The organism is Paenibacillus marchantiophytorum (genome assembly GCF_014640555.1).
Taxonomy (GTDB): Bacteria; Bacillota; Bacilli; order Paenibacillales; family NBRC-103111; genus Paenibacillus_E; species Paenibacillus_E marchantiophytorum.
In genome coordinates this window covers 23087-48710 of the sequence record NZ_BMHE01000029.1, presented here as the reverse complement: position 1 = coordinate 48710, position 25624 = coordinate 23087, and the positions used below count along the sequence as shown (strand labels likewise).

Sequence of the window (25624 nt, the reverse complement as noted above, 5' to 3'; positions counted from 1 at the left end):
GCCCTAGCCTCTCCAAGAGGACTTAGGGCAAAGCTCTGTGTGAACTTGCGGCTATGAAAAAGTTTGGGCCGCATCCATATTTCCTTGCGAATGCAGGTACAATTGCTCGTAGTATCCATGAAGGGAAAGCAGTTCAGCATGGTTGCCTTCTTCAACAATTTGGCCCTGACTCATCACAAGGATGCGATTGGCATGAAGGATCGTCGAGATCCGATGGGCAATAACCAGCGTAGTTCGCCCTTTCGCCACAACCGCCAACGCCGTTTGAATCAATTGCTCCGTCTTGGAATCCAAATTCGCTGTCGCCTCATCCAGAATTAACACTTTCGGCTCAAAGACGATAATCCGCGCAAAGGAGATCAGTTGTCTTTCCCCCGCTGAAAGCCCGCTTCCGCGTTCAGAAATTCGTGAATCGTAGCCATCCTTTAAGCGTATAATCAGGCTGTCCGCACCAACGAGCTGACAAGCCTTAATCACATCTTCACGCGAAATCGTCTCATCGAACATCCGGACATTATCGAGAATGCTTCCTGCATATAAATAAGGTTCCTGCTGTACGAGTCCAACCATCCGGTGCAAAGCAGCCTGCGGGAGATCGCGAATGTCCGTCTCATCAATCTGGATACTGCCCTTCTGCACATCGTAGAAGCGGCATAGAAGACTAATAAGCGAGCTCTTCCCCGCACCTGTCGTTCCGACGATGCCAATCATCTCTCCGGGCTGAATATGGAGGTCCAGATCCTCAATGATCGTCCTCTCCTGCACATACCCGAATTGAACATGATTGAAATGAATTCCGCCTTTCACATCGCTGTCAGCAAGGGGTTGGGCATTTTCCTTGTCCTTCACATCCGGTTGTGTCGAGAATATTTTCCAAATCCGGTTCAAGGACACTGTTGTTGATTGAAGCGTATTCCACTGCTGGGTAATGTTGTTAATCGGTTGGAAAAACTGCCGGATATACGTAATAAAGGCATATAAGACACCGAATTCGATCGTTTTATCAAATACAGCCATACCGCCTATCCAAGTAATAAAGGCCACCGATACATTGCCCAAAATATCAAAGGAACGATTGAACAAGACGTTCGTCCTTATCTCCCGCAAGTTCGCGCGAAGATAACTATGATTTCGTTCGGTAAACCGGTTCATCTGCTCTTTTTCTTGATGGAACGCTTGAATCAGATGCATGCCTGATAAATTTTCAGCGGCAAATGCGACCATTTGGGAGAGCTGCGTCCTCGAAAGCTGATACGTTTTGCGCATATACCGACGGAAGCTGGCTGCAATTATTACGATAATGGGAATGACAATCATGCTGTACAAGGTCAGTGTCGGGTCTAAGTGATACATCAGAACTACGATGAAAATCAGCGTCATGCCATCGCGCACCAAGCTGAGCAGCACTTGTGTAAAAAATTGGTTTAACGTCTCCGTATCACTCGACACATGGGTAATCAGGCTGCCGCTTGGCGTCTTGTCATAGTAAGACATGGATTGTTTGAAAATATGTGCGAACAAGTCCTTGCGGATTTTGGCCACAACGCTTTGTCCGGCGAACTGGAGCAAATTGTTTTGCAAATAGCTGAAAAATAAACTGCTCACTGAAAGACCCACATAAAATAAACAGATCAAAATCAACGAATTGTAATCATTTTTGCCAATCATCAAATTATCATCTATGGCGATTTTCACTAAATAGGGCTGAAACAAATCCGCGGCAATCCCAAGCAGCGCGCAGAATACGACGGCGATGAAGGTCCAGCGATGCGGCTTCGCATAGCTGGATAAAAAGCGGAAAGGCGAAAGAGTCTTAGGCAGATCCAGCCTGGTCTTAGGCACGCTCATCGTGGTTCCCTCCTTCTTGTATCGCATGCAGCTCCGCGTATAAGCCTTCTTGTTCAATCAATTGTTGATGTGTTCCACGCTGTACGATTCGACCTTCATGCAGCACGATAATTTCATCCGTATGCTTTAAGGCAGAGATCCGGTGGGCGATCCAGATCGTCGTTTTGTTCAATCTTTCTTTGCGAATCGTATCGATTATATGCTTCTCGGTTACCGAATCGACTGCGCTTACACTATCGTCCAGAATCATCAGCGGAGAATCCTTGATAATGCCTCTGGCTAGGCTGGTTCGTTGGCGCTGCCCGCCAGAGAGCGTTACGCCTCGTTCGCCAAGTTTGGTTTCGAACTTTTCGGGAAACGATGTGATACTCCCAAGAATCTGGGCTTTCTTGGCCGCATACTCCACTTGCTCCAGAGGGGACTCCCTTTTATAAAAAGCAATATTATCCCGAATCGTCGTACTGAACAGGAACCCTTCCTGCGGCACATAGGCGATTTGATTGCGCAGGCTTTCGAGCGTCACATCGCGAATATCCGTCTCGCCAATCCAGACCGTGCCCTCAGGCGGATCATAGATGCGCAGCATCAGCTTCACCAGCGTCGATTTGCCGCTGCCCGTTTTCCCGATTATGCCAATGGATTTACCCGGTTCAATCGTCAGGGAGATATCATGAAGCACCTCATCCTCATCATCGGGATACGCGAAGGATAAGTGTTCAATGCGAATTCCTTCATGATCCAGATCAGATATCTGGGCAATTTCCTTTTCAACTACCTCTGATTTCAAATCGAGCAGTTCATTCATTCTCTCCAGAGAAGCCTTGGAGCGCTGCATCGCATTGATAACGCGACCAATTTGCTGCAAGGGATTAACCATCATGCGTATGTATAGCGTTAATTCTACGAAATTACCAATCGTGATCCGGCCATGAATCGTCAAAAAGCCACCAAATGCAATCGCAATGATGAGCGAAATAGCGCCCAGAAATGGGATCAGCGCTTCAAATAACGAGGAGAGGCGGATCAAACTCAGTTGACTGTCACGAATCTTGTCAACCGTTTCACTGAATCTGCGAACCATGATCGGTTCTACTGCAAACTTTTTGGCAACCCGGATGCCTCCGAATTGTTCTTCCGCTGACTCGGTCATTTTGCCCAGAGCTTCTTGAACTTGTGAGGATCTTTTTTTGATCACAGGTTGAAATTTGACCGTCAGGATCGGAATTAACAGCAGGGGTATGATGCAAACGGCAATCAAATATAACGGAATCGAGCTGAACAACATCGTTATGATGACGGCGATGATTAATATCGCGGAGTTCACCACTTGGTTGATCCCCATCGAGATCGATTCTCGAATCACTGTCACATCGTTCATGATGTAACTCAGCAGCTTGCCTACCCCATTCTTCGAATAAAAGGTCGCTCCCAGCTTCGTAAAGTGATCGAACAGGCGATTTCGCGAAACAAACTCAAACGTTCTCCCATTCCGCATGATCATGTACTGACCAATCCCAGCCAAAATACCAAATGCCAAACCAATGAATAATAACTGTAAACTGTAGTCAATAATGGTAGCTTTGTTAAGCCCGCCTTGCTTGAGTTGATCTGTAAATTGACCGAGCAGCTTAGGGTAATACGAGTAAACGATGTTACCTACCGAAATGGACAATGCGGCAATGACATACAACGGCCATTTCACTCTGAAAAAATCAACTAACAACCGTGTAGATTTCACAACGACATCACTTCCTATTACTTGTAGTCGGCACTCAACCTTTCAAGGAAAAGTTTGCCTTGTATCCCCTTACAGTATACGCCTATTCAGATTCACTTCCTATATCAGATATTGACGTTATAATAGAGAAGTCATCTAATCTTAACATGATCGCTCAAGGAGGATTTCCCCACATGGATTTTATATTGGATCGGATCGAAAATAAAATCGAGTTTTTTCAAGCCTATGACATGCAAACACTTGAACGAAAAATCAACGATCAAGTCGATAATAACAAGGCCTTACTGCTGGATGTGTTCGCCATCCAACACCATATTGTTTTTGATCCGAATGCCGGCAAAATGCTGTACAGTGCCGTTGTGCATTTCAAGGTGAAATAGCAGGCAGCGGCATGCAAAATAGGGCTTTCAGTGATCGCAGATTCGCTATTTAGGCAGAAAAACATGCAAAATGGGACTTTTGCGTATCGCGGTTCCCGCGCTGGATGTGCTGCTGCACACTCCAGATGAGAAAACCCGGCTTCGCCGCCTTGAGAGCTGAGCGTGTTACAAGCGGCAAGTCCGATTAAGGGAACTGTAGAACGCTAATTGGGCAATAAGCGGGGATGCGTGGGACGAAGCGGAACTACAGGGTCTTATTTCCACGAAAAGCGCTGAACTTCCCAGGAAATAGCAAAATAACGTCCTGTAGTTCCCTCCCCCTCGCAATATTGCCGCTTTTTGCTAAAATAGCGCACTGTAGTTCCCTCCCTCGCTATCATGGTACTTCTTGATAGAATTGCGGCTAGGTCACCCAGTCAAGGTACATTGAAGAAAACCACCAAGCCCTCTAACGAACTCAATACCCTTTATTCGATCAAAATCGCTCATTCTGAAAATCTTATGAACTCCAGACGCTCTATTTCAAGGAAATGATCACCATTCGGCCAATAAAGTGCCGGGTAGCGCCAACTCCGTTCATTAATTCTCCAAAGTAGCCAATTTCTCGTCTATAAGTATCATAGAGTTCATTAGATGCTCTTTAAGACTGAAATCCTCAAAAGCAAAGAAGTCGGTACTGGAAGCCAATAAGAAAGAACCTAGCCTGCGGCTAGGTTCTTTACATTTGCGCACTTGGGGGTAAATAGCAAGCTAGATGTGCTTATCTGCTACTTTGGAGGTCCAAAGCGCAGAATTAGGGGATCAGGTCCGCAAGCGGAAGTCCATGTTTGTGGAACAGTTGGTTCATCGCCTGTTTGGCTTCGGCCTCGTCTGGCCCATGAATGTCTAGCTGATAAGTTTCGTTGCTGAACAGCGTTATGCTTAGCCCGAGAATGCTTTTGACATCAATGTAGCGTTTGCCGACTTTAATCACGATGCTGGATTGGAATTGATTGGCTGCCTGATTGATTTCCACAATCGCTCTAGTTCCTAATCCGCTCATAGCGTTCCTCCTACCCTGTATTCGCGTGGCATTCTGCGAGCGACTCCGGTTCGGATGGCTGCTTCGATGACTGCTTTTCGAATGAGCCTCACCACTTCTTGATTAAAAACGCTTGGAATAATATACAGTTTATTCAATTCTTGCGGAGCAACAACGGAAGCAATTGCCGCTGAGGCCGCGAGCTTCATTTCTTCGTTGATCGTCATCGCTTGGCAGTCCAATGCTGCCCGGAATATGCCCGGAAAGCATAGGACATTGTTGATCTGATTAGGAAAATCCGATCTTCCTGTGGCGATTACGCCGGCAATATCTTCTATTTCATCCGGGAGGATTTCAGGGGTCGGATTGGCCATCACGAAGACTACAGGATGCTGCGCCATTTTCGCAACATCGCTTCGCTTCAGCACGCCTCCGGCGGATAGACCGATAAATACATCCGCATCCGCGATGATGTCAGACAGCGCCCCCGTCACTTGATTCGGGTTCGTATGCTGCGCATACCAGTTCCACATGGAGTTGGCATATGTTTGAGTGCTGACCAAGGCTCCCTCACGGTCGACGCCAATCAATTCCTTCACACCTGCGGCGAGAAGAATTTTGGAACAGGCGATTCCTGCCGCCCCGATACCGCAGACGACGACCTTCGCTTCGTCAATTGTCTTCCCTACTACTTTCAACGCGTTGATCAAGCCCGCATAGAGGACGACAGCGGTGCCATGCTGATCATCATGGAATACGGGAATATCGAGCTCATGGCGAAGTCTCTCTTCAATTTCAAAGCAGCGCGGCGATGAGATATCCTCTAGATTAATTCCGCCGAAAGCTGGAGCCAGATGCTTGATCGTGGTAATAATCTCCTCTGTGCTCTGCGTGTCCAAGCAAATGGGAAAGGCATCGACATCCGCCAGCTGTTTGAACAGCATAGCCTTTCCTTCCATTACCGGCATGGCCGCGTAAGGACCAATATTTCCAAGACCTAGAACAGCGCTGCCATCTGACACAACAGCTACTGTGTTGCGTTTGATCGTAAGCTTATAGGCATTTTCCTGCTTTTCATGAATAGCCATACAAACCCTTGCTACATCCGGTGTATAAACACGAGATAGATCATCTCGATTCTGGATCGGAACTTTGGGTTTCATCTCAATCTTGCCGCCCAAATGAAGCAGAAAGGTACGATCGGATACATGAATAAGTCGAATGCCAGGCAGCTCTTTCATCGCGCGGGTGACGGCCTCTAATTGCGCTTGCTCCAAAGCAGATACGGTAATGTCCCGCACAGTCCAATTCGGCCCGGTTTGTATCACGTCAATCGCGATCACATCGCCGCCATTTTCGGTAATCACCGTAATCAAATGACCAAAATGAATCATCTCCGTTTGCAGTTCCAAACGCAGAATAATACTTTTACCGCCAAGTGTATCCTTCATGACAACTTCCCCATTCCTGCGGATTTCTCCACTTAAAAATAATAGTTTGGATAAATAAACAATCGTCGTATTGTTTACGCTTCCTCGTTGACAAGCACATTTTTACCTCTTCGTTTGAGAATCAAGGGAATTGTCAACCATAGGAACCCAATGATCAAAAAGACGAGGGAGACTGGTTTTTGCAAGAAAATCATGAAATCGCCATTGGAAATGGTTAATGCTCTGCGCATATTATTTTCGAGCATCGGTCCAAGAATAAGACCAAGCACCAGCGGCGCTAATGGGTAATCATTTTTGGATAAAAAGTATCCCACAAGTCCGCAGCCCATAATTAATAGCAGATCAAACGTTGAATACTGAACGGCATACACACCGAAGACGGAAAAGACGATAATCAAAGGAATCAGGTATTTGGTTGGCGTTTCGATCACCTTCGCAAATACTTTAACGAGCGGCATGTTCAGAATCAGCAGCATCAAGTTGCCCACGAACATGCTGGCAATAACACCCCAAGCTAGCTGCGGGTGATCTTGGAAAAGCAAGGGACCCGGTTGGACATTGTACATAATGAAAGCGCCCATGAGTATAGCGGTTGTACCGGAGGACGGGATGCCCAGTGTTAGCAGTGGAATCATCGCTCCGCCAGATGCCGCATTGTTCGCAGCCTCGGGAGAAGCTACTCCCTCAATAGCGCCTTTCCCGAATTTCTCAGGGTTTTTACTGATCTTCTTCTCCACAATATAGGCAAAAAACGAAGCAAGAATAGCACCGGCGCCAGGCAGAAGCCCAATGAAAAAGCCTAATACGGAGCCGCGCGCGATGGGCGCTGCGCTGTCTTTCAGGTCCTGCTTGGTGGGCAGGATTCGATTGATTTTGGCCAACTCGCCATCGTTGCCTTCACGCTGCAAAATGGTCTTGAACACTTCCCCAACCGCGAATGTACCCACAGCAACTGTCAGAAATTCCAAGCCTTGATACAGCTCTGGAATGTTAAAGGTGAAGCGTTCCACGCCGGAGACGTTATCAATTCCGATCGTAGCGAGCAGCAGTCCAAAAGCTGTCATCATCAAAGCCTTGACCATCGATTTTCCTGCTAGTCCGCTAATTGCCAGCAATCCAAGAACCATAAGGGAGAAATATTCAGCCGGGCCGAATTTAATGGCAACAGCGGAGAGCGGACGCGCCAGGAAGATCAGACCAATTAAAGAAATAATCCCAGCTGCAAAGGAACCGATCGCCGAAATCGCAAGCGCTGCTCCTGCTCTACCTTGCTTAGCCATCTGATACCCATCTAACGTTGTGACGACGGATGAGGATTCACCCGGTGTATTCAGCAGAATTGAGGTCGTTGAACCCCCATACATCGCTCCATAATAGACGCCAGCCAGCAGAATAATGGAGCTTGTCGCGGCTTCTTCCGGACCCAATCCTGCAGTCATTGTCGCTGTAATCGGGATGAGGAGAGCAACACCGCTCATAGGCCCAATCCCAGGCAGTACACCTACCACAGTACCAATTAATACGCCTAGAAAAACAAACAGTACATTGTGCCACTGCATCGCAGTACCCAAGCCATGAAGCACATAATCCATCGTGCTCATTTCTATCCCCCCTATCGTTTGCCTTCGCAAACTCACTGCATCAACATCATCTTAGAAGCTTAACCAAGCTGGAAATCCTGGAAGCGATCCATCCAGTACATGCACGTACAAATAGTAAACACCGCAGGAAAAAGCCGCCGAAATCACGAGTGAAACCCAAACCCGACCTCTTTGCATCGTTTGAAAGCCAATCATTAAGAACAGAAATGTGGAAATAACGAAGCCGATATTCTCGAGAAATAACGCATAGAGAACAGCGGCAGTGAAAATGATGCCGAATCTTTGATAATCCAAATTCTCCTTATAACTCTCGGTTTTCTGCTTGCGAAATGTTTCGTAAATGAGTCGGATACTCATTAAAGCCAGGAATGCTCCCAGTATCATAGGGAAAATATTAGCGCCAACATTGCTGCCGTATGCGCTTGTAGAAATGCTGCGGCTTCCGATCATAAATGCCGTGCCGATAGCCAAAAATACGATGCCTGCATACCGGTCAAATCTTGTCGTCATCTCTTCATCAACCTCCCGCTCTAAGGAGGGAGAAAAGCCTTACTCGGCTTCTCCCTTTACCTAGAATCTCTGTTATTTCTGCATCCCTAACGCCGTCAGCATATCTTTCAATTGCGTTTCCTGTTGAGCGAGGAAAGCTTTGAAATCTTCGGATTTTTTATAGTCCGTTTGCCAATTATTCGCAGTCATTTCCTTTTTCCAAGCATCGGAATCCACCATTTTCTTGATCGCGTCATCCCAGAATTTTTTCGCTCCGGCATCCATATTTTTAGGCCCGAAGAAGCCGCGCCAGATGAGAAACTCTGCATCAACACCCTGCTCTTTCATCGTTGGCACATCCTTCATGCTGCCAAGACGCTGTGGAGCGGCAACAGCCAGCACACGGATTTTCCCAGCTTTGACGTATTGATCCAAGGAAGAGGCATCGGTACCAAGCACATCGGCATTTCCGCCCAGCAGCGCAGTGACAGCTTCCCCGCCGCCATCATAGGACACATATTTCACTTTTTTGGGATCGATGCCGTATTTAAAGGCTGGAAGGATAGAAACCAAATGATCCATCGACCCTGGCGCAGAACCACCAGCAACTGTCAATTTCGTAGGATCGGCTTTCAAATCATCGAGCAATGATTTCAAATCTTTGTATTTCGAATTCGCCGCTACAGCAATCGCGCCATAATCTTTGGTCAACTGGGCAATAGGTGTGGTATCGGCATAGCCGTAAGGCGTGTTGCCTTCTTTTTTCAAATGATTAATGAGAATCGGCGGAGAGCTGACAAATAACTTATAATTGTCTTTCACATCTTTGGTGGCATATTCTGCCATGAAGACAGCACCGCCTCCGCCCGGTTTATTTTCAACGGATATAGGCTTATCCATCGCTTTGGTTTCCGTCAATACTTTGGCGATCGTTCGAGCTGTCATATCCCAACCTCCACCTGCACCGGATGGTGCGATGATACTAAGCGCCTTCACTGGATATGAGGATGCTGTTTGGTTTGCACCATTACCGCATGCTGCCAATGAGACGGCCAATATGCTGATCGATGTTACTTTTAAAGATGCTGTGATGACATTTTTTATCAAATGAAACCCCTCCAATAAGTTTGGTATATTTGTATGCGCTTTCTATGAAGCGCTTTCAGAATATCACCTGAATAGAAATTAGAGAAGTTTAACAAAATTAGTTGTAATAACTTCGTTTTGCGCATTTTGTTCATATTGTTCACGGAAGCACTGACCCATTTTCACTCAAAATGATAACGCTTTATGATACAATACTAGCAAAAAACAGGAGGCTACTTCCGGTCATGAGGCTGCAAACCAAGCTGATCATCATTATTTGTTCCCTGCTTGTCTTCCTCGTCTTCAGTCTTGGCGGTATTTTCTATTACTTGATGAAGACTGCGCTTGAGGAGCAGATTGGGACACGCGCTCTCAAGGTTGCTGAAACGGTAGCCAGCATGCCCGATATCCAAGATGCCTTCTCACTCAAAGATCCATCGTCCATTATTCAACCAATCGCTGAAGCCGTAAGGGAGAAAATTGATGCCGAGTATATCGTTGTCGGAAACCGCGAAGGCATTCGTTATTCTCACCCTGTTTTGGATCGGATTGGCAAAGAAATGGTCGGTGGTGACAATGCTCCTGTACTCGCGGGAAATTCCATTATTTCCAAAGCTACCGGCTCTCTTGGCCCCTCTCTCCGTGGTAAAGCGCCCGTGTTTGGCGACCAGGGTCAAGTCATCGGCATCGTGTCTGTCGGCTTTCTTACAGAGGACATTGAGCTTGTTACAGATAACTATCAAACACGCATCGAGCTGATCTCCTTGCTTGTTTTGGTCGTTGGTCTATTAGGTTCTGTGCTCATTGCCCGCAATGTTCGGCGTTCCATTCATGGTTTGGAGCCAAAGGAAATTGGCGCTTTATATACGGAGAAAAAGGCCATTCTGGAGTCTATTCGTGAAGGCATTATTGCCGTCAATCAAGAAGGTGTGATTACGATGGCTAATCGCTACGCGCTGCAACTGCTGGAACTGCCAGTCACGGCCAAAATTACAGGCAGACATATCGAGGATGTCATTCCGAATACACGTCTAGTCGAAGTCGTTCGTACGGGCCAAGCTGAGTTTGACCATGAAATGCTAATTGGCGACCATGAAGTCATTGTTAATCGAGTGCCGATTATTGAACGAAAATCCAGTGTGACCGGTGCTGTCTCCAGCTTCCGCAGCAAATCGGAACTGTATCGGCTTGCCGAGGAATTGTCCCAGGTCAAACGATTTGCTGAAGCCCTTCGCGCACAAACGCATGAATTCTCGAATAAACTTTATGTTATTTCCGGCCTTATCCAACTGGAATCGTATCAGGAAGCAGTCGAACTGATCTCACGTGAAGCTGACGTCCACCAGAATTGGGTGCAATTCATTATGCGGGAAATCCCTGATCCTATGATAGGCGGGCTGCTTATCGGGAAATTTAATCATGCACAGGAATTGAAGCTGACGTTCGAAATTGATCACGAAAGCTCGTTCCGCGACATTCCGGCTTCCATGGAGCGCAATTTACTTGTAACTGTCATTGGCAACTTGATCGATAACGCCATGGAAGCTGTACTTGCCAAAGGCAATCACGACGATCGTTATGTCAAATTATTTCTTACCGATCTGGGAGATGATCTTATCATTGAATGTGAAGATCGGGGCATCGGAATTTCGGAGGAGACGGGTATGAATGTTTTTGTGAAAGGATTTTCCACCAAAGCGGGCGAACATCGGGGGATCGGACTCGCACTGGTCCAACACGCTGTCGGCAAATTGAACGGGTACATTACTTTTCATAAAAATCCCGATGGCGGCACCATTTTCACCGTTGCTATTCCCAAGCTAACAGATCTTGCAGAAAGGAGTCGGACTTATGGTACAGAGGGATCGGATGGAACAGATGGAACAGATGGATCGGAGAGAACCTCTTAATCCGACTGTTGATGTATTGATTGTGGAAGATGATGTGAAAATTGCCGAAATTAATCGGCGTTTTGTTGAAAAAGTAGCTGGATTCCATGTCGTCGGTATCGCCACCGATTCCGAACAAGCCAAAGAGCAGTTGGAGGTGCTAACCCCTCATCTCGTCCTGCTTGATGTGTATTTACCTGGCGCGAACGGCTTAGATATGCTTTCCTTTATCCGCCAGCATTACCGTGAAACCGACGTCATTATGATTACAGCCGCCAAAGAAATGGATGCCATTCGCGAGGCCATCCGCGGCGGAGCTTTCGACTACATTATGAAGCCCCTCGTCTTTAACCGGCTGCAAGAAACGCTGCTTCGCTACCTGAATTTCCATCGCGAATTACGCAGGATGAACGAAAGCGGCATGATTAATCAAAGCGACGTGGATCGCCTCTTGTTAGGTTCATCCAAAAAGGAGTCGAGCCCCGACACCTTCTTTCTCCCCAAAGGAATCGACAAGCTAACACTTGTGAAAATTGTTCAGGCGATAGCGGTCGCAGACAGCGGCCTAACCGCCGACCAAATCGCCAAAGAAATTGGCGTCAGCCGTTCGACCGGCCGCCGTTATCTGGAGCATCTAGTCAGCTCAGGCGACTTGTACGCCGACTTATCCTACGGTGTTGTCGGCAGACCTGAACGCGTTTACCGGAAGAACAAATGATGACGGGCGCCTTAACGCGAAATAGCGCCCCTACGATCGATGCTGCGCCGTTTCGTCTCACCTTGCTAAACCTCATGCCGCTCCACAATCCCGTCCAAACCGTCCGGGATGCGGATCTCGAGCTCTACGCTGCGCGGTGCCCAGACCTGCAGCCGCATCACGCGTCCGTCCTCCTCGAGTCGCCAGGCGACATCGATTCGTCCTTCCCGCGGCAGCGGCACCGTCCCCCTCGCCCACTGCAAGTCAGCGGGCTGTGGAGCTACGACCACCTTCCGCCAGCCCTTGTCGGCGGACGTAACGCCAAGAACCTGCGCGCCGAGGAAGTAGCCCGGCGCCGCGGACCACGCATGGCAATGGCTGCGCGTGAGCATATCGGGATTCGCGCGATTCTCCTTGAAATTCGGATACATTTCCCAACAGGTCGTCGCATCGTAGTCGATCATTTGCCCAAAATGTTGACGCATATCCGTAATCATCCGGTCCGTACCGACACCGCCTAATTTGGCCAAGGCCTCATAGTAGAAGAACGACATAAATGGACTCCCGATTTGCACAAAATCTGCTGGCGGCGCAAACAAATAGCTCCTAAGCTGCTCAGCACGTTCCCCCTCTGGGATCCCGCATAAGTAAGCAATCACCTGCGTCTGCATGCTGAACACAGTCGATGGCCGGCCATCCGCATGGATGCAGTCCAGATATGCGCCGCGCTCCTGATGCCATAGATGCTCGTTAATGGCTGCACATAGCCGCATGGCTTTAGCCTCGTACGCTGCCGCTTCTTCGTTATCTCCGACGGCCCTTGCCAAGCCAGCGGCACTGCGCAGCGTTTTGACCAATATCATATTCTGATGGGTGACAACGCCATTGTTCGGTTGATCAATGGGCGCCCAATCGAGTAGATTCCAGCCTTTGATAAATAATAAGCCGCGTTCATCCAACTTGTGTTCATAATGCTCCAATGTATATCGAATATGCGGCCACATGTCACGAGCAAACGCTTCATCTCCGGTATGCTCATAGAACTCGCAGCTCGCAAGCGCCCAGAAAAACGTCCAATTGGGGATAACGCTGCTCCACCCACTCGGAACCTGGTCCACATACAACGGCGATTGTGTGCGTGACCCAGGAACCAGCCGCAAACAACGCTCTACAATATCGGTTGCGCCAAAGACGTAATAATTGACAAGCGCTTCATTTCGGCTATCCCCTACCCAGAAAACCTGCTCGTAGGCTGGACAATCTACGAACGTGTCTTCCATGCAGAGTCGGGTCGTGTGCCTGCTAATCTGCCAAATATCATTCAACAGCGCATCTGAACTTTGAAACCGCCCAATTTCCGCAACGGGGTAGTTGCTTTGCCAGATCTGCACACCGTGAAGCTTCACAGCAGTTGCCGCATTCCTGGCAGTCACCATTAAGTAACGGAATCCTCTTCGCACTTGAGACGTATACGATTGACGCCCCTCAGCGCATGTATAGCGCAGTGTATTATCCAAATCAAAGGTGTCCTGCCGCCAGCCGTCCCGCATGTATTCAAAACCGTAGAAATCAAGTACCGTCCCCTCTGAAGCATCGACTTCAAACTCAAGGAAACCAGACCATTCCTTGCCAAAATCAATGATAAATTCCGTGTCTGCCCCTTCGTACCAAGGGATCGTCGCTGGGCTTCCATTCGGGATGACAGCTTGCTGCAGACTGTAAGGAATTGGCTGGGTTTCTGCTTCTTTTTTCCAGACGCCTAAAGCAAAAACAGAATCTCGGCTTACCAATTCAAGCGGATACGGCCGAATCCAGTCCTGATAAAGACTTAGCTCTGAAGAGCTCGCCAAAGATCTAACTTCCTCATAGACGGCAAAATCCGCAAAAGCATCGGCGTCTAACTTCTCCTTCACCTCACCAACGGATGAAAAGGGATTAAAACCTTGATAATTTTGCAAAGGCTCCAGGTTATCTTGATGATCTATCGACACGCAGGAAGCAAATGGGCCAATAGAAATGAAAACGGAATCTGCGGTACCAGCGTCTGACGATGGAGAAATCAACTCAAACGTTGCCTCGCAATCAAAGCCAAACTGTAAGGTTCTACCATGATCTACACCCGTTGTTTCAAACAAGAGGAAGTTGTCTCCCGCTTTCAATTGAATCTGGGCATATCGTTCAGGCAAAGTACCTGTGTACGCACTTTCTTCCAGCCAAATCCCGTTCACACTGCAAGCTTGGACACAGCTAGGCTGAACCAAACCGAGTATTCCTTTCGCAGCCTTAGCCGTTCGCACGACCGTTGCCATATAGCCCACGTAACCTACTGGATTAGCATGATTGACACTGTCAGGAACCATCTGATTCCGAACATCAATTGATGCTGTCCAAGCAACTGGCTTCACTTTATGCAAAGCTTCGATACGAATTGGCCATATTCGTTCCTCTGTCAGGTATGGAATATCACGGGGAACTAGCTGGCTCCACGGCTCCATACCGACAACGCCAAGTGCAGATGCAGCTTTCCAACTGTGATCATCGAACGTGTTCTGAACCCATTCCTCCCGCCATACTCTAGCATCTATTCGCTCAGCAAATCCTTGCTGGCAGGACATCCGTCCTGAGCGGGTATCGTATCCCTCATACAGAGAGGTTTGCCAGCTTGCATCGGAAACCAGGCTAATCTTCGATTGACCTGCCAGCTCGCTTTCCACTTGGACTAACAATCCGCCTCTTCCCCGCAAATAATAAAAGTTGGACAGACCAAAATGCATGACCAGTACGCTAATCGTATTTTGCTGACCTTTGCGAAGCAGATGTTCAATCTCATACGTGTCGTATGCCAGTTCAAATGGCCACGAGCGAACCGGACCGCGTCCAACACGGGTCCCATTCACGTACAGAACATATCTGGAATCTGCTGTTAATAACAGCCTGCCACCACGCCAGCCTTCTGCGGGCACTTGAAACGTTTTGCGAAAGCAGCGCCATTCATTGCGCGGGCTTTCTTCTCCCTCTCCCCAAATCCATTGCGCCTGCCAGTTGATCGCTGAATCTCCCATTTTACAGCCTCCATAAAAAAATGATTGTGTCTTCTACGACCTTATTTTATGATGATAGCGTACTCATTTTTAGGGCTTATTCCGACATTCATTAGGGTCTAATCTGCCATCAAGGAGGAAAATGATGACCATTAAACGCAGCATTCTGGAAACGGCTGGCGATCAGTTCTTCCTCCCGGATTTACCATTCTATGTCAATCGTGTTCATGAGTCCTTCGCAATGCTCCAGCACACGCACGATTTCATTGAAATCAGCTATGTAGCAGAGGGGAGTGGCGCCCATTATATCGAGAACACCTCCCTGTCCGTATCCAAAGGGGATCTCTTTTTCATCCCTGTTGGCGTCTCTCACGTGTTCCGGCCATCCTCAACGGCTAACAAAAACCCTCTGATCGTATACAATTGTCTGTTCACACAGGAATGGATGGAACAGCTTCTAAGCAAGCAATCGAAGGGGACCAAAGATGATTTCAATGTCCTTTTCACACAGGCCATCGAGCAATCTTCCTGGCTGTCTTTTAAAGAGAGCAACAGTGAATTCCAACCTTTATTCGAACGGCTGCATTTCGAGTATAATGCTCATCTCAGCGGCTTTATGACCATTTTCCAAGCCTGTGTCGCTCAGCTGCTCGTGTTCATGCACCGTTCCCAGCTCGCTCATCCACTGGATATGACGGAAGCGAAACTGCAAGATCTGGACCGCTTGCTTGCGTATATTCGCAGCCATTGCAGTCATCCTATTTCGCTTACCGCAGCTGCTGCCCGTCTGTCCATCAGTGAACGTCAACTGCATAGGCAGCTGAAGAAACACACGGGAATGTCCTTCACAGCGTATGTGCAGCAGGCAAGAATCGAGGCTTGCTGCCGCCAACTGCGATTAACAGATCACAAAATCAGTGATATTGCAGCAACGGTAGGGTATCAGGATATGAAATTTTTCAATCAGCTTTTCAAAAAAATGACCGGCGTCACGCCTCGCACTTATCGCCAGCAGCATCGCACCTGAAAAAAGCCCCTCACATCCTTAGATGAGAGAGGCTTTTTCAGGTGCTTATAGGCCCAACATGAATTGGATTGTTTTATCGCTGAATCCAGGCAGACCTTCGTGGCCGTAATCCGGATACAATTCATAGCTTTTTTTGGCTTTAATTTTGTTGTAAGCCGCAAATTGGGTAGAAGGTGGACAAACCGTATCGATTAAACCAACAGCCATCATGACTTCCCCTTGAATGCGGTCAGCCAAGTATTGGATATCAATATAACCGAGCTTTGTGAAAATTTCATCTTCCCGCTTATGCTGCGGGTCATGACGACGGAAGAAATCCTTCAGTTCTTGGTAGGCATCCTTCGCTAAATCCATTTCCCAGACGCGCTTGTAGTCGCTTAGGAATGGGTACATCGGCGCCAAACGCTTAACGCGCGGCTCAAGCGCGGCACAGGCAATCGTCAGAGCTCCGCCTTGCGATCCCCCAATGACACCGACACGCTCAGCATCCACTTCCGGCATATTCATGGCAATACCAGCTAGTTGAGCCGTATCCAGGAAAATATCACGGAACAACAGTTGATCCGGATGATCGTCTAACCCACGGACAATATGTCCGCGCAGCGTCGTCCCTTTGACGCCGCCTGCATCTTCGGATAACCCGCCTTGACCACGGCAATCCATGGAAAAGAAGGAATAACCCAGCGCTGCATATTGAATTTTATCAGACCAATCACCTGAGCTGCCTGAGTAGCCGTGGAATTGGACAACTGCCGGATGTGGGGATGTTGACTGCTTAGGACGCACATATTTCGCATAAATACGCGCACCTTTTACACCAGTGAAATAGAGATCAAAACATTCTGCGTACGGCACTTGAAACTCGCTTGGGCGAAGCTCGATCTGAGGATCTAGCGCTTTCATTTCAGCAATTGCGCGTTCCCAATACGCATCGAAATCTTCCGGACGTGGATTCCGCCCTTCATACGTGACTAGCTTCTCTAATGGTAAGTCAACTAATGGCATTGTACTTCCTCTTTTCTATTTTTGTCATGTGACCGTATAGGCTGCAAAATCAACCGGCTGACCATTCACAAGTCTAGTGATTTTCCTATCCGTGCCACAGGTTAAAACCAAAGCTTCTTCGCTCAAAGTCTTATATGTAAGGCTAAACCCATCATTAGATGTCAGAAAAGCGGGTTGTCTAGAGTTCATGCTGCTTGCAAATTGCTGAAGACTTCCAATTCCTTGAGCTTGCGCCGCAAGTAAATCAATCACTTCGACGACAACGGCATTCTGATTGTTGGTGCTGGTAACGACAGAACGATCGGATTGCAGCTCTCTTAGATAAGGCTGCTGAATAAAGATCGCAATCAACACATTGCCGCATAAACCGAACAGGCCGCTAGACATCTCTACCCACTCACCGACAGGCAAACATCCCCAAATTTGCTGAGGTTGGTCATCCGGAATAAGGTAGGAAGCTATGACTGCGTTGCGATGAAAAAGCACCTCTGTATATTCGCTTTGGTGACGCAGATCTCCTTCCTTAAATTTGTCGCCAGGGTGAAAAAAGTACAAGTGATTGACACCCTCAGCAGCATCCAGCGGCAAGCTGATATCCCAGCGGTGCTGTTCATTGTCGAATTCAGCAATACGTTCCCAAATCCCGCCTACAGCGAAGTTCTCCGTCAAATACGCATACGTATGCAGAACGTCCGCTTCATTGCTCGCTTGTCCTATTTGCCTCGGCACCTGGCGCTTGATTTCCGTTGCTGCAGCGCGGTTTAACGCTTTGTCTCTCACGACCGCTGATGCTTCATATGCCAGAAAACCGGCATATTCCGTACGAGGCATCACATCCGATAAGCGGAAGTCGCCGAACTGCACATAATCGTGCAGCACATTCGTGTCTCGTGGCATATCATGCGGCCAAATCCGCGAGTGTGAACCTACCCAAGCACCGCCCAAATAATAGGTAGCGCGAACGTCCCATAAGTAATCCAGCATCTGCGTCAAAGTTGTTTGGATGGCTGCATCTTCCGTTAGCTCCCAAGCGCACGTAAAAGCTTGCACCCAGTGCCAAAACCACGGCAGCGCGCCATACTCAACCATGCCTGTCTTCTTAATCCGGTCGAGTGTCAAACATAAAGATTGATAACCATCCTCAACCAAAGCCTTATCCTCATAAAGCTGCCCGAAAATAAGCTTGGCTGCCGTGTACTTCGCCTCATGATGACCATAAGAAGTTAAGGGTTTACGATAGAAATTACTTTGATAAATATGCTTCAACGCAGAGTCAAAAGAACTGCGCAGTTCGGAATTCATCACATGCGCATAGCGCTTATAAAAATAAACCATCAAACTGCCCATTAATTCTACTGGCAAAGTATTCTTCGCTGCCTCTTGCGGGGTTGGCCACAAATTCAATGGCCAATGCCCGTAAGTCTCGCTCTCTGGGCTTTGATCCTGCAGCTCAAGCAAGTGAAATAAGACGTTCTCGGCTTTGCTTTTCGCTGCTTCCCGCTCACCGGCAAACGGCATGGCTTGATCCTCAGCGGCAGCAAATAAATAGGATGCATAATAGAAATTATCGCGTACATCTTGTTGAAATAATAATCCGCTATCTAGAAGTGGCTGGTTGTAGGCCTTATTGGCAATTATCTTGATAATTTCGTGTTGTCGATGCTTGACATTGGTCATAGGTGTCTTCCCCCTTGAATAATAGGCATAACCTTGAAATTGAAACGTTTAACCTCAGTTTATATCCAATTAAATAAGGCGTCAATGCACAATGAAAACCCCATTCCCATATTCTGGTGGTTGCTTTCACTGGATAATTTTTATAAAATAATTTACCGTTGGTTAAAATATACAATCAACCCAGTGGCATGGCATAGGAGGTATTCACCCTGATTCATATCGACAATTTGCAAAAAGTGTATGCGGATATGCCTGGACGATTGCCGGCGATCGATCGCATCCATTTACATATTAAGCGGGGCGAAATATTCGGTATCATCGGACATTCCGGTGCTGGCAAGAGCACCTTGCTGCGCTGTGTTAACTTGTTGGAACGGCCTACCTCGGGAACCATCCGCATCGATGGTGAAGAAATGATGCGCCTGGATGCCAAGCAGCTGCAAGCGAAGCGTCGGAAAATCGGCATGATATTTCAGCATTTTAATCTGCTATCTTCCGCAACAGTGGCTGAAAACGTGGCATTCCCCCTAAAGCTATCCGGTATGGGACAAGCCAAGATTCAAGCTCGCATTCAGGAGCTGCTTGAACTGGTCGGATTGCTGGAACACGCGAGCAAATATCCGAATCAGTTGTCCGGCGGTCAGAAGCAGCGTGTTGGCATAGCCAGAGCTTTGGCCAATCATCCCGACATTTTGCTATGTGATGAAGCTACTTCAGCTCTGGACCCGCAAACTACGAACGCCATTCTCGCCTTACTGCTCGATATTAATCACAAGTTGGGAATTACTATCCTGCTGATTACCCATGAGATGCAGGTCATTCGGGCCATCTGTGATCGCGTTGCCGTGATGGAGAACGGCTTGATCGTCGAGACCGGCAATGTGCTGGATGTCTTCCTCAAGCCCCAACACGCTGTGACGAAGGACTTTGTGGGGCAGGTTTCTGACTTCACAGCGCAGACAAGCAGTGCCCATCTGGATGTTCCAAGTAATTCTGCTGCCGGCACATTGATTCGCATTACGTATGTCGGGCAACAAACGTACGAACCGATCCTGTTCGAAATCGTCAAGTCTACGACGGTTTCCTTTGCTATTTTGCAAGGCACCATTTCCGCGATGAAAGGCGTCCCCTACGGTCAATTGGTCGTTCGCCTAACCGGTGGACAGCCCGGCGACACCGAGTTGGTCATCGCCAAACTGCGGCAGGAAGATATTGATGTGGAGGTGATTGCACAATGAATATGACTTGGGAGATCAACTGGTCGGAGATCATCAAAGCCACAGGCGACACGCTTATCATGCTGGGATGGTCCCTGATATTTACTTTCCTCATTGGCATGGCGCTTGGCATCATTTTGTTTCTTAGCTCCAGAGGTCAGCTGTTGCAAAACTTGCCGCTGTACAGTGTGCTCTCGCTTGTCGTCAACATCCTGCGATCCGTTCCCTTCGTGATCCTCATGATCTCGGTCTTCCCGATCACGAAGGTGCTCGTGCATACAACCATTGGCGTGAAGGGCGCTATCCCGCCGCTCGTCATTGCGGCCGCGCCGTTCCTCGCGCGGCTGGTCGAGTCTGCGCTGCGCGAGATCGAGAGCGGCGTCATTGAAGCCGCTCAGTCGATGGGCGCTACGCCTTGGCAAATCGTTTGGCGCGTCCTGCTCCCTGAAGCGCGCCCAGGCCTGATCTCAGCCGTTACTGTCACGGCTGTTGCCCTGCTCTCCTACTCCGCCATGTCAGGCGTCGTCGGAGGCGGTGGACTTGGCGATCTCGCGCTCCGCTACGGCTACATGCGGTTTCGAACCGATATCATGATCGTGACCGTCGTGATCCTTGTGCTCTTCGTCCAGTTGCTGCAAGTGCTGGGGGATCGCCTGGTCACCAAGTTTTCCCGCAAATAACTGGACATTGTCTATCCAATCAATCCCACCATGGAGGTTATACATCGTGAAGAAAATTTCTATATCCATCGTTTCCTTATTTCTGGTCCTTGCCTTAGCTGCTTGCGGGCAAAAAGCAACCGAAACGCCAGCAAGTTCTGCCCCTGCTGCTTCAACAGCACCTGCGGCTGGCAAAGAAGTAACGCTCAAGGTTGGAGCGTCCTCCGTCCCGCATGCTGAGATACTGAACAGTGTGAAAGCCAAATTAAAGACACAAGGCGTTAATTTGGAAGTGATCGAATTCAACGACTATGTGCAGCCGAATGTACAAGTGTTCGAGAAACAGCTGGATGCGAACTTCTTTCAGCATCAGCCTTATCTAGACCAATTCAACACGGATAAAAAACAAAACCTCGTGAAAGTCATCGGCGTCCACATCGAGCCATTCGGCGCGTATTCCCAAAAAGTAAAAGCTGTCGCTGATTTGAAAGAAGGAGCAGCTGTCGCCATCCCCAATGACCCTTCCAATGCAGGCCGCGCGCTTGCTTTGATGGAAAAGAATGGTCTCATTAAGTTGAAAGACGGCGTCGGCATCAAAGGAACCGTTCAAGATGTCGTGGAAAATGCGAAGAAACTGCAAATCAAGGAACTTGATCCTGCCATGCTGCCGCGCACCATCGGCGAATTTGATCTCGCCTTAATCAATACGAACTATGCGCTGCAAGCCAATTTATTGCCGACGAAGGATGCGTTGTTTATTGAAGATAAAAACTCGCCTTACGTCAACATTCTCGTCTCCCGTCCAGACAACAAGGACGCCGAAGCGATGCAAAAACTGGCGAAAGCATTAAACTCCGCCGACACGAAGAAATTCATTGAAGAGAAGTACAAAGGCGCGATTGTTCCTGCTTTCTAAAGCAGCTCTGGCACAATAAGCAATCGAGGCTGGGAAACCGAGAAGACAGGAAATGCCGGGGAGTGCTGAGGAAAGCTTATAAAATCTTAATTTATGGACAAATTATCAATAAATCCCATCAAGGGAACTACAGGACGCTATTTAGGCAAACAGCGGGGATACTAGGGCTATAGCGGAACTACAGGGCCTTATTTCCACGAAAAGCGCTGAATTTCTCAGCAAACAGCCAAATAGCGCACTATAGTTCCCTCAAACTCGCTGTATTCACACTTTTTGCTACTTTAGCGTACTGTAGTTCCCTTCTGTCCGCGAGATCCCGCACCGTCCAATATTTCAGCTACTTTCCCTTATATTTACTCTCCCCTTCTCCCAAACCTTCTTTCCAACTCCACCAACATGACAAATTCGGCATATGACTGCAAAAGAGCAGCGTTTCGATCAAATAAGCACGTTCAGCTAGCTTATTCGCATCTCATCGCCCTCCTCATCATGGTGGGGGGGCCACAACGCATAGAAAACACCTCCAGACCCCTACTACTGTAAAAGTAGGGGTCTGGAGGTGTTTTTATTTGTGCTTATTTAAGTGCCATACACCCGCCACGACTCCACTCCTGTGGAAGTCGTTGTTTTCGCGGTGATATTCAGCCTGATTTTGGTCGTCGAGACCGGTGTGAACGTGGTCGTATTATATTGGTTAGGCAGTAGGCCTAATCCGGCTGGACTTCCTACATTGACCCACGCAGTCCCGCTCCAATATTGCAACGTATAAGAGGCCGGAAGATCGATGCCTTGGTCATCGTCAAACCAATAGACTTCCGTCTTGGATAGTGTTTTGGCTGTACCAAAATCAACTTGCAGCCACTGCGTCGTCCCCGGATTATCCCAGTTGCCATAGACAGAGTGCCCTCTATCATTAGAGCTAGTCGGCGAGTAGCCATCATTCAGCCCTGCTAAACTTTCCCACGTAGAAACGAAAGAAGTCGTAACGGCTGCTTGTGGCGCAAGATCAACTGGGCCCGTCGATGTGCCTGGCTGCAGCTTGATATCATACGTAGCAGCCGTGCCAATGCTGAGATTAATGCTGGTTTTCCCACCATTTATAGCGGTTGCCGTACCTACAATGGCATTATTGATTAGAATGTTATAGGTGCCTGCCGCCAAGCCGCCGAAAGTAACCTTCGTCGTATGTGCGGAAGCGGGCGTCTGGTTTTTCAAGGTGAAATTGACATTGTTTTTGGCGATAGCGACAGTCGCTGCGGTGTATTGATCCTTTTCAAGCTCCATGGAAAGCTTCTCAGTGATTAGGTTTAATCGTTTGAATAAACCATCTTTGGGCGTGATAACGTAGTTGGTGCCGCTTTGGGTTACGTCAGCCCCGTATCCGAATAAGCCGAAGATCGGATCAACTGAGATATCTGCGCTTAGAATTTTGAGGGCTCCGAACAAGCCAAGATCTGCTTCACCGCTCATGCCTCTCCAGCCATTGAACAGCGGTCCGCCATCCAGGCCGAGCGCGCCGTAGTTGCCCTTCTCGGCCTGATACGTCCAGGAGACTGCGCCAATATTCGCGGCATCGGAAGAAATTTGCCCGGAATTAATGGCTCCGATGTTGGCTATTTTGGCTGCATAGGACAATCGCTGTTCGACTTCTGGGGTCGTGGAATGATTGCGAATCCAGTCATCCATCGCATAGCCAGCCAAGGATACGGTGTATTGGAAATTCCACCAGTTTTCACCGGTTATGGTCACCGGATCGGCATAATAATACCAGATCGGCATTTGGCCGCGGGCGGCCCGGGTTTTGTTGTTGATTTTGTTCATCATTGTTGTGTTATTGTTCATTTTGGCTAAGGTATAAACGGCTTCTTCCCCCGTATTGTCATAGGAATATTCGGAGCCGTAAGGGTAGGTCGTATTTTTGAAATTATTATACTTCGTCGCCATCTTCGCGATCATATCATTGGCCTGCGTCGTGTAGCCTTCATCCTGCAACGCTTTAATGATATCAGGTGTCGTAAGCTCGCCCATGAGGCCTGTATTCCAGTTGTATGCCACAGGACCATCGTACAGCGTTTTGAAAATATTATAAGCTCTTAATAAGTAAGTGTTTTTGGGTTGGGTGTACGTAATCAGATTCGGGTACAGCTTCGCAATTTTGTACATGCTGAAATAAGTGTTATAAATGTGCGGATAAGCGTAGCCGCGGTACGTCGGCGTATCATTCGGCTCTGGCATCAGAAAATCATGCACGAGATAATCGGTATGGTTGTTCACCATCAGTCGATTCCAAATCGCCGTTTCCAGATATTGATCCACCGCCGTAACCTCGGAAGCCACTGGTGTCAGCGCATTTTTCTCCGCAAGGAACTGACCGTGGGTATAGCCCCAATCATCGCCCCAGCCCCAATAGCCGGCAAAAGATCCGCGTTTGGCCTTGCTCTGCATCATCCAATCGTCGAACACCTTGTCATAGATTTGACCTGGCGCATTCCACTGCGTTTTGTTCACCATGAAGGTGGCGTGTCTCTGCAAGGCTTGATCTATAGGCTCTATGGCATAGAATTGCAGGACCGTTTTCTCTCCGCTGCCATAATTCACGGTAATATTGTTGGGTCCGAGATGACTCAAATTAAGCTCATAAATTTTATGATCCGTTGCAGTTGTATTCAAATAGGCTATCGTCGTTTCGGACGGATATTGCGCAGTCACCGATGTGATTGCCTTCGATGTATGCAGATCGATCTTGGCCTTCATATCCGTGGCGAACATCATGCCAGGTACAACCGTCACATCAACGAGACCTTCCGTGTACAGCTTATCCTTCATTGCATTCTCATTGGCTACTTTGAAAAACTTAAAAGCATAGTTTTTGCTTTGATTTGCAGCCAAAGTCAAACTTGTATTCGGCAAATAGCCGCGGTTTGTGCTCTTGATCACATTGGAATGAATGTAGAACACATTCAAGCCTTCTACCCAGCCGCCTTGATCCATCGCCCACATGCTGCCTGGATGCTCTTCAATTCGCCAGCGGTCCTGATATTCGAACCCTGCGCCTGTGGTGGCATCCGGCACCATCAACAAGAAAGGACCGATTCCGCTTGGACGAGCCGCTGTCATATACGAATTATTATTGCCTACGTAAGAATGTGTGACCACTCTCGTTTCATAGATGGGATCATTCCCGGCCGTCCAGAATTCGTTGAACGGGAGCGGGAGCCCCACATCCCCAAATTCAATCGATTGTGTGCTGGTATTTGTCACATTAATGGACCATTGCAAGTAATCGTTGACTAGCGCATAGGTCACAACGACTTTGAAATTTTTGATGCCCTCTGCATTGGCAGCGTTCTGATAGGTGACGGTAACCGTATTGCCGCTTTGTGTTATCGTTCTCCCATCCGATGATTTACTCGTATAGGCTTTGGTCCAGGCCCCGCTTCCCAGCTTATACGTAAACATCAGTTCTCCCAGCCATTGGTGGTCTGCGGTATTCTGATTCGGCGCATTGGTCGCATTCATCACATAATCGGTTGCGAACGTATCTCCGGTAAGCTTGAGCGATGTAATTTCACCGTTCGAGCCTGTCTGGACATTGAATGTGCTGTTGGATAGCGTGTTGGCCAAAGCCATACTAGGCGCCAATAAGATGAATAGCAGCGCGGTCAAGATAAAACTAACGGCCAGGGCAAGCATATTTCTGCTCCCTTGCAAACTTGGCATACTCATGAATAACACCTCCATTGATCGAATTAGTCAAAGCAGTTGAATCTCTTACAGAACGATCATCACCTCCTTTCAGCACATTAGCAATTCCATCATGTTATGAAAGCGTATACAAACAGACCAATAGAGAATAGACAGAACCAAGCCATCGTCTGTCAC

The 25624-nt window shown here is 48.1% G+C and carries 18 protein-coding genes; 7 read left to right on the top strand and 11 right to left on the bottom strand.

Annotated features, from left to right (window positions below):
- Positions 1–51 precede the first annotated feature (51 nt).
- Together IEY34_RS23200 and IEY34_RS23195 are read right to left on the bottom strand one after the other, a co-directional pair.
- Positions 52–1848: an ABC transporter ATP-binding protein gene (locus IEY34_RS23200; RefSeq protein ID WP_229757805.1), complete on the bottom strand. Its 1797-nt coding sequence runs from the start codon at positions 1846–1848 to the stop codon at positions 52–54.
- Positions 1835–3586: an ABC transporter ATP-binding protein gene (locus tag IEY34_RS23195; RefSeq protein ID WP_189015577.1), complete on the bottom strand. Its 1752-nt coding sequence runs from the start codon at positions 3584–3586 to the stop codon at positions 1835–1837. Before IEY34_RS23195 ends, IEY34_RS23200 begins: the two co-directional genes overlap by 14 nt.
- Positions 3587–3759: 173 nt before the next feature.
- Between IEY34_RS23195 and IEY34_RS23190 the strand changes: the two genes are divergently transcribed.
- Positions 3760–3966, top strand: coding sequence for a YrzA family protein (locus tag IEY34_RS23190; protein WP_189015575.1), 207 nt, complete (start codon positions 3760–3762; stop codon positions 3964–3966).
- A gap of 793 nt (positions 3967–4759) precedes the next feature.
- On the opposite strand, the gene IEY34_RS23185 is transcribed toward IEY34_RS23190, so the two are convergent.
- The 5 genes from IEY34_RS23185 to IEY34_RS23165 form a co-directional block, all read right to left on the bottom strand.
- Positions 4760–5008 (bottom strand): HPr family phosphocarrier protein, encoded by a 249-nt coding sequence (locus IEY34_RS23185; protein ID WP_189015573.1) that lies wholly within the window; start codon positions 5006–5008, stop codon positions 4760–4762.
- The gene (locus tag IEY34_RS23180) at positions 5005–6438 is read right to left on the bottom strand and encodes an NAD-dependent malic enzyme (protein ID WP_189015571.1); all 1434 of its coding nucleotides are present in this window, start codon (positions 6436–6438) and stop codon (positions 5005–5007) included. Before IEY34_RS23180 ends, IEY34_RS23185 begins: the two co-directional genes overlap by 4 nt.
- Positions 6439–6512: 74 nt before the next feature.
- On the bottom strand, positions 6513–8039 hold the full coding sequence (locus IEY34_RS23175; protein ID WP_189015569.1) for a tripartite tricarboxylate transporter permease: 1527 nt from the start codon (positions 8037–8039) through the stop codon (positions 6513–6515).
- A gap of 51 nt (positions 8040–8090) precedes the next feature.
- Positions 8091–8549, bottom strand: a complete 459-nt coding sequence (locus IEY34_RS23170) for a tripartite tricarboxylate transporter TctB family protein (RefSeq protein ID WP_189015567.1) — start codon at positions 8547–8549, stop codon at positions 8091–8093.
- A gap of 72 nt (positions 8550–8621) precedes the next feature.
- Positions 8622–9635 carry a Bug family tripartite tricarboxylate transporter substrate binding protein gene (locus IEY34_RS23165; protein ID WP_189015565.1) on the bottom strand — a complete coding sequence of 338 codons (1014 nt, stop codon included), beginning with the start codon at positions 9633–9635 and terminating at the stop codon, positions 8622–8624.
- Between the two features lie 224 nt (positions 9636–9859).
- Here IEY34_RS23165 and IEY34_RS23160 point away from each other — a divergent pair, with 224 nt between their 5' ends.
- Positions 9860–11524 carry an ATP-binding protein gene (locus IEY34_RS23160; RefSeq protein WP_189015563.1) on the top strand — a complete coding sequence of 555 codons (1665 nt, stop codon included), beginning with the start codon at positions 9860–9862 and terminating at the stop codon, positions 11522–11524.
- Positions 11502–12221, top strand: coding sequence for a response regulator (locus tag IEY34_RS23155; protein WP_189015654.1), 720 nt, complete (start codon positions 11502–11504; stop codon positions 12219–12221). Before IEY34_RS23160 ends, IEY34_RS23155 begins: the two co-directional genes overlap by 23 nt.
- Positions 12222–12286: 65 nt before the next feature.
- Here IEY34_RS23155 and IEY34_RS23150 read toward each other — a convergent pair whose 3' ends face one another.
- Entirely contained in the window at positions 12287–15262 is a 2976-nt protein-coding gene (locus IEY34_RS23150; protein WP_189015561.1) for a family 78 glycoside hydrolase catalytic domain, read from the bottom strand.
- Positions 15263–15383: 121 nt separating this feature from the next.
- Between IEY34_RS23150 and IEY34_RS23145 the strand changes: the two genes are divergently transcribed.
- Complete coding sequence (locus IEY34_RS23145) at positions 15384–16268, top strand: AraC family transcriptional regulator (protein WP_189015559.1); 885 nt, start codon at positions 15384–15386, stop codon at positions 16266–16268.
- A gap of 45 nt (positions 16269–16313) precedes the next feature.
- Here the strand turns inward: IEY34_RS23145 and IEY34_RS23140 are convergent, their stop codons facing one another.
- Together IEY34_RS23140 and IEY34_RS23135 are read right to left on the bottom strand one after the other, a co-directional pair.
- The gene (locus IEY34_RS23140) at positions 16314–17273 is read right to left on the bottom strand and encodes an alpha/beta fold hydrolase (protein WP_189015557.1); all 960 of its coding nucleotides are present in this window, start codon (positions 17271–17273) and stop codon (positions 16314–16316) included.
- A 24-nt stretch (positions 17274–17297) separates the two neighbouring features.
- Positions 17298–18950: a hypothetical protein gene (locus IEY34_RS23135; protein WP_189015555.1), complete on the bottom strand. Its 1653-nt coding sequence runs from the start codon at positions 18948–18950 to the stop codon at positions 17298–17300.
- Between the two features lie 209 nt (positions 18951–19159).
- On the opposite strand from IEY34_RS23135, the gene IEY34_RS23130 reads away from it, so the two are divergent.
- Genes IEY34_RS23130 through IEY34_RS23120 form a run of 3 tightly spaced genes read left to right on the top strand, consistent with a single transcriptional unit; the run spans position 19160 to position 21742 of the window.
- Positions 19160–20188 carry a methionine ABC transporter ATP-binding protein gene (locus tag IEY34_RS23130; RefSeq protein ID WP_229757809.1) on the top strand — a complete coding sequence of 343 codons (1029 nt, stop codon included), beginning with the start codon at positions 19160–19162 and terminating at the stop codon, positions 20186–20188.
- Complete coding sequence (locus IEY34_RS23125; RefSeq protein WP_189015545.1) at positions 20185–20847, top strand: methionine ABC transporter permease; 663 nt, start codon at positions 20185–20187, stop codon at positions 20845–20847. The genes IEY34_RS23130 and IEY34_RS23125 overlap by 4 nt, the downstream gene beginning before the upstream one ends.
- A gap of 46 nt (positions 20848–20893) precedes the next feature.
- The gene (locus IEY34_RS23120) at positions 20894–21742 is read left to right on the top strand and encodes a MetQ/NlpA family ABC transporter substrate-binding protein (protein WP_189015543.1); all 849 of its coding nucleotides are present in this window, start codon (positions 20894–20896) and stop codon (positions 21740–21742) included.
- A 579-nt stretch (positions 21743–22321) separates the two neighbouring features.
- Here the strand turns inward: IEY34_RS23120 and IEY34_RS23115 are convergent.
- The gene (locus IEY34_RS23115) at positions 22322–25366 is read right to left on the bottom strand and encodes a DUF5695 domain-containing protein (protein ID WP_308423045.1); all 3045 of its coding nucleotides are present in this window, start codon (positions 25364–25366) and stop codon (positions 22322–22324) included.
- Positions 25367–25624: the final 258 nt, after the last annotated feature.

Bases quoted from the DNA above. Each gene is read 5' to 3' on its own strand.
- IEY34_RS23200 (WP_229757805.1), bottom strand. From the start codon at position 1,848: ATGAGCGTGCCTAAGACCAGGCTGGATCTGCCTAAGACTCTTTCGCCT.
- IEY34_RS23190 (WP_189015575.1), top strand. From the start codon at position 3,760: ATGGATTTTATATTGGATCGGATCGAAAATAAAATCGAGTTTTTTCAA.
- IEY34_RS23185 (WP_189015573.1), bottom strand. From the start codon at position 5,008: ATGAGCGGATTAGGAACTAGAGCGATTGTGGAAATCAATCAGGCAGCC.
- IEY34_RS23180 (WP_189015571.1), bottom strand. From the start codon at position 6,438: ATGAAGGATACACTTGGCGGTAAAAGTATTATTCTGCGTTTGGAACTG.
- IEY34_RS23175 (WP_189015569.1), bottom strand. From the start codon at position 8,039: ATGAGCACGATGGATTATGTGCTTCATGGCTTGGGTACTGCGATGCAG.
- IEY34_RS23170 (WP_189015567.1), bottom strand. From the start codon at position 8,549: ATGACGACAAGATTTGACCGGTATGCAGGCATCGTATTTTTGGCTATC.
- IEY34_RS23160 (WP_189015563.1), top strand. From the start codon at position 9,860: ATGAGGCTGCAAACCAAGCTGATCATCATTATTTGTTCCCTGCTTGTC.
- IEY34_RS23155 (WP_189015654.1), top strand. From the start codon at position 11,502: ATGGATCGGAGAGAACCTCTTAATCCGACTGTTGATGTATTGATTGTG.
- IEY34_RS23150 (WP_189015561.1), bottom strand. From the start codon at position 15,262: ATGGGAGATTCAGCGATCAACTGGCAGGCGCAATGGATTTGGGGAGAG.
- IEY34_RS23145 (WP_189015559.1), top strand. From the start codon at position 15,384: ATGATGACCATTAAACGCAGCATTCTGGAAACGGCTGGCGATCAGTTC.
- IEY34_RS23140 (WP_189015557.1), bottom strand. From the start codon at position 17,273: ATGCCATTAGTTGACTTACCATTAGAGAAGCTAGTCACGTATGAAGGG.
- IEY34_RS23135 (WP_189015555.1), bottom strand. From the start codon at position 18,950: ATGACCAATGTCAAGCATCGACAACACGAAATTATCAAGATAATTGCC.
- IEY34_RS23125 (WP_189015545.1), top strand. From the start codon at position 20,185: ATGAATATGACTTGGGAGATCAACTGGTCGGAGATCATCAAAGCCACA.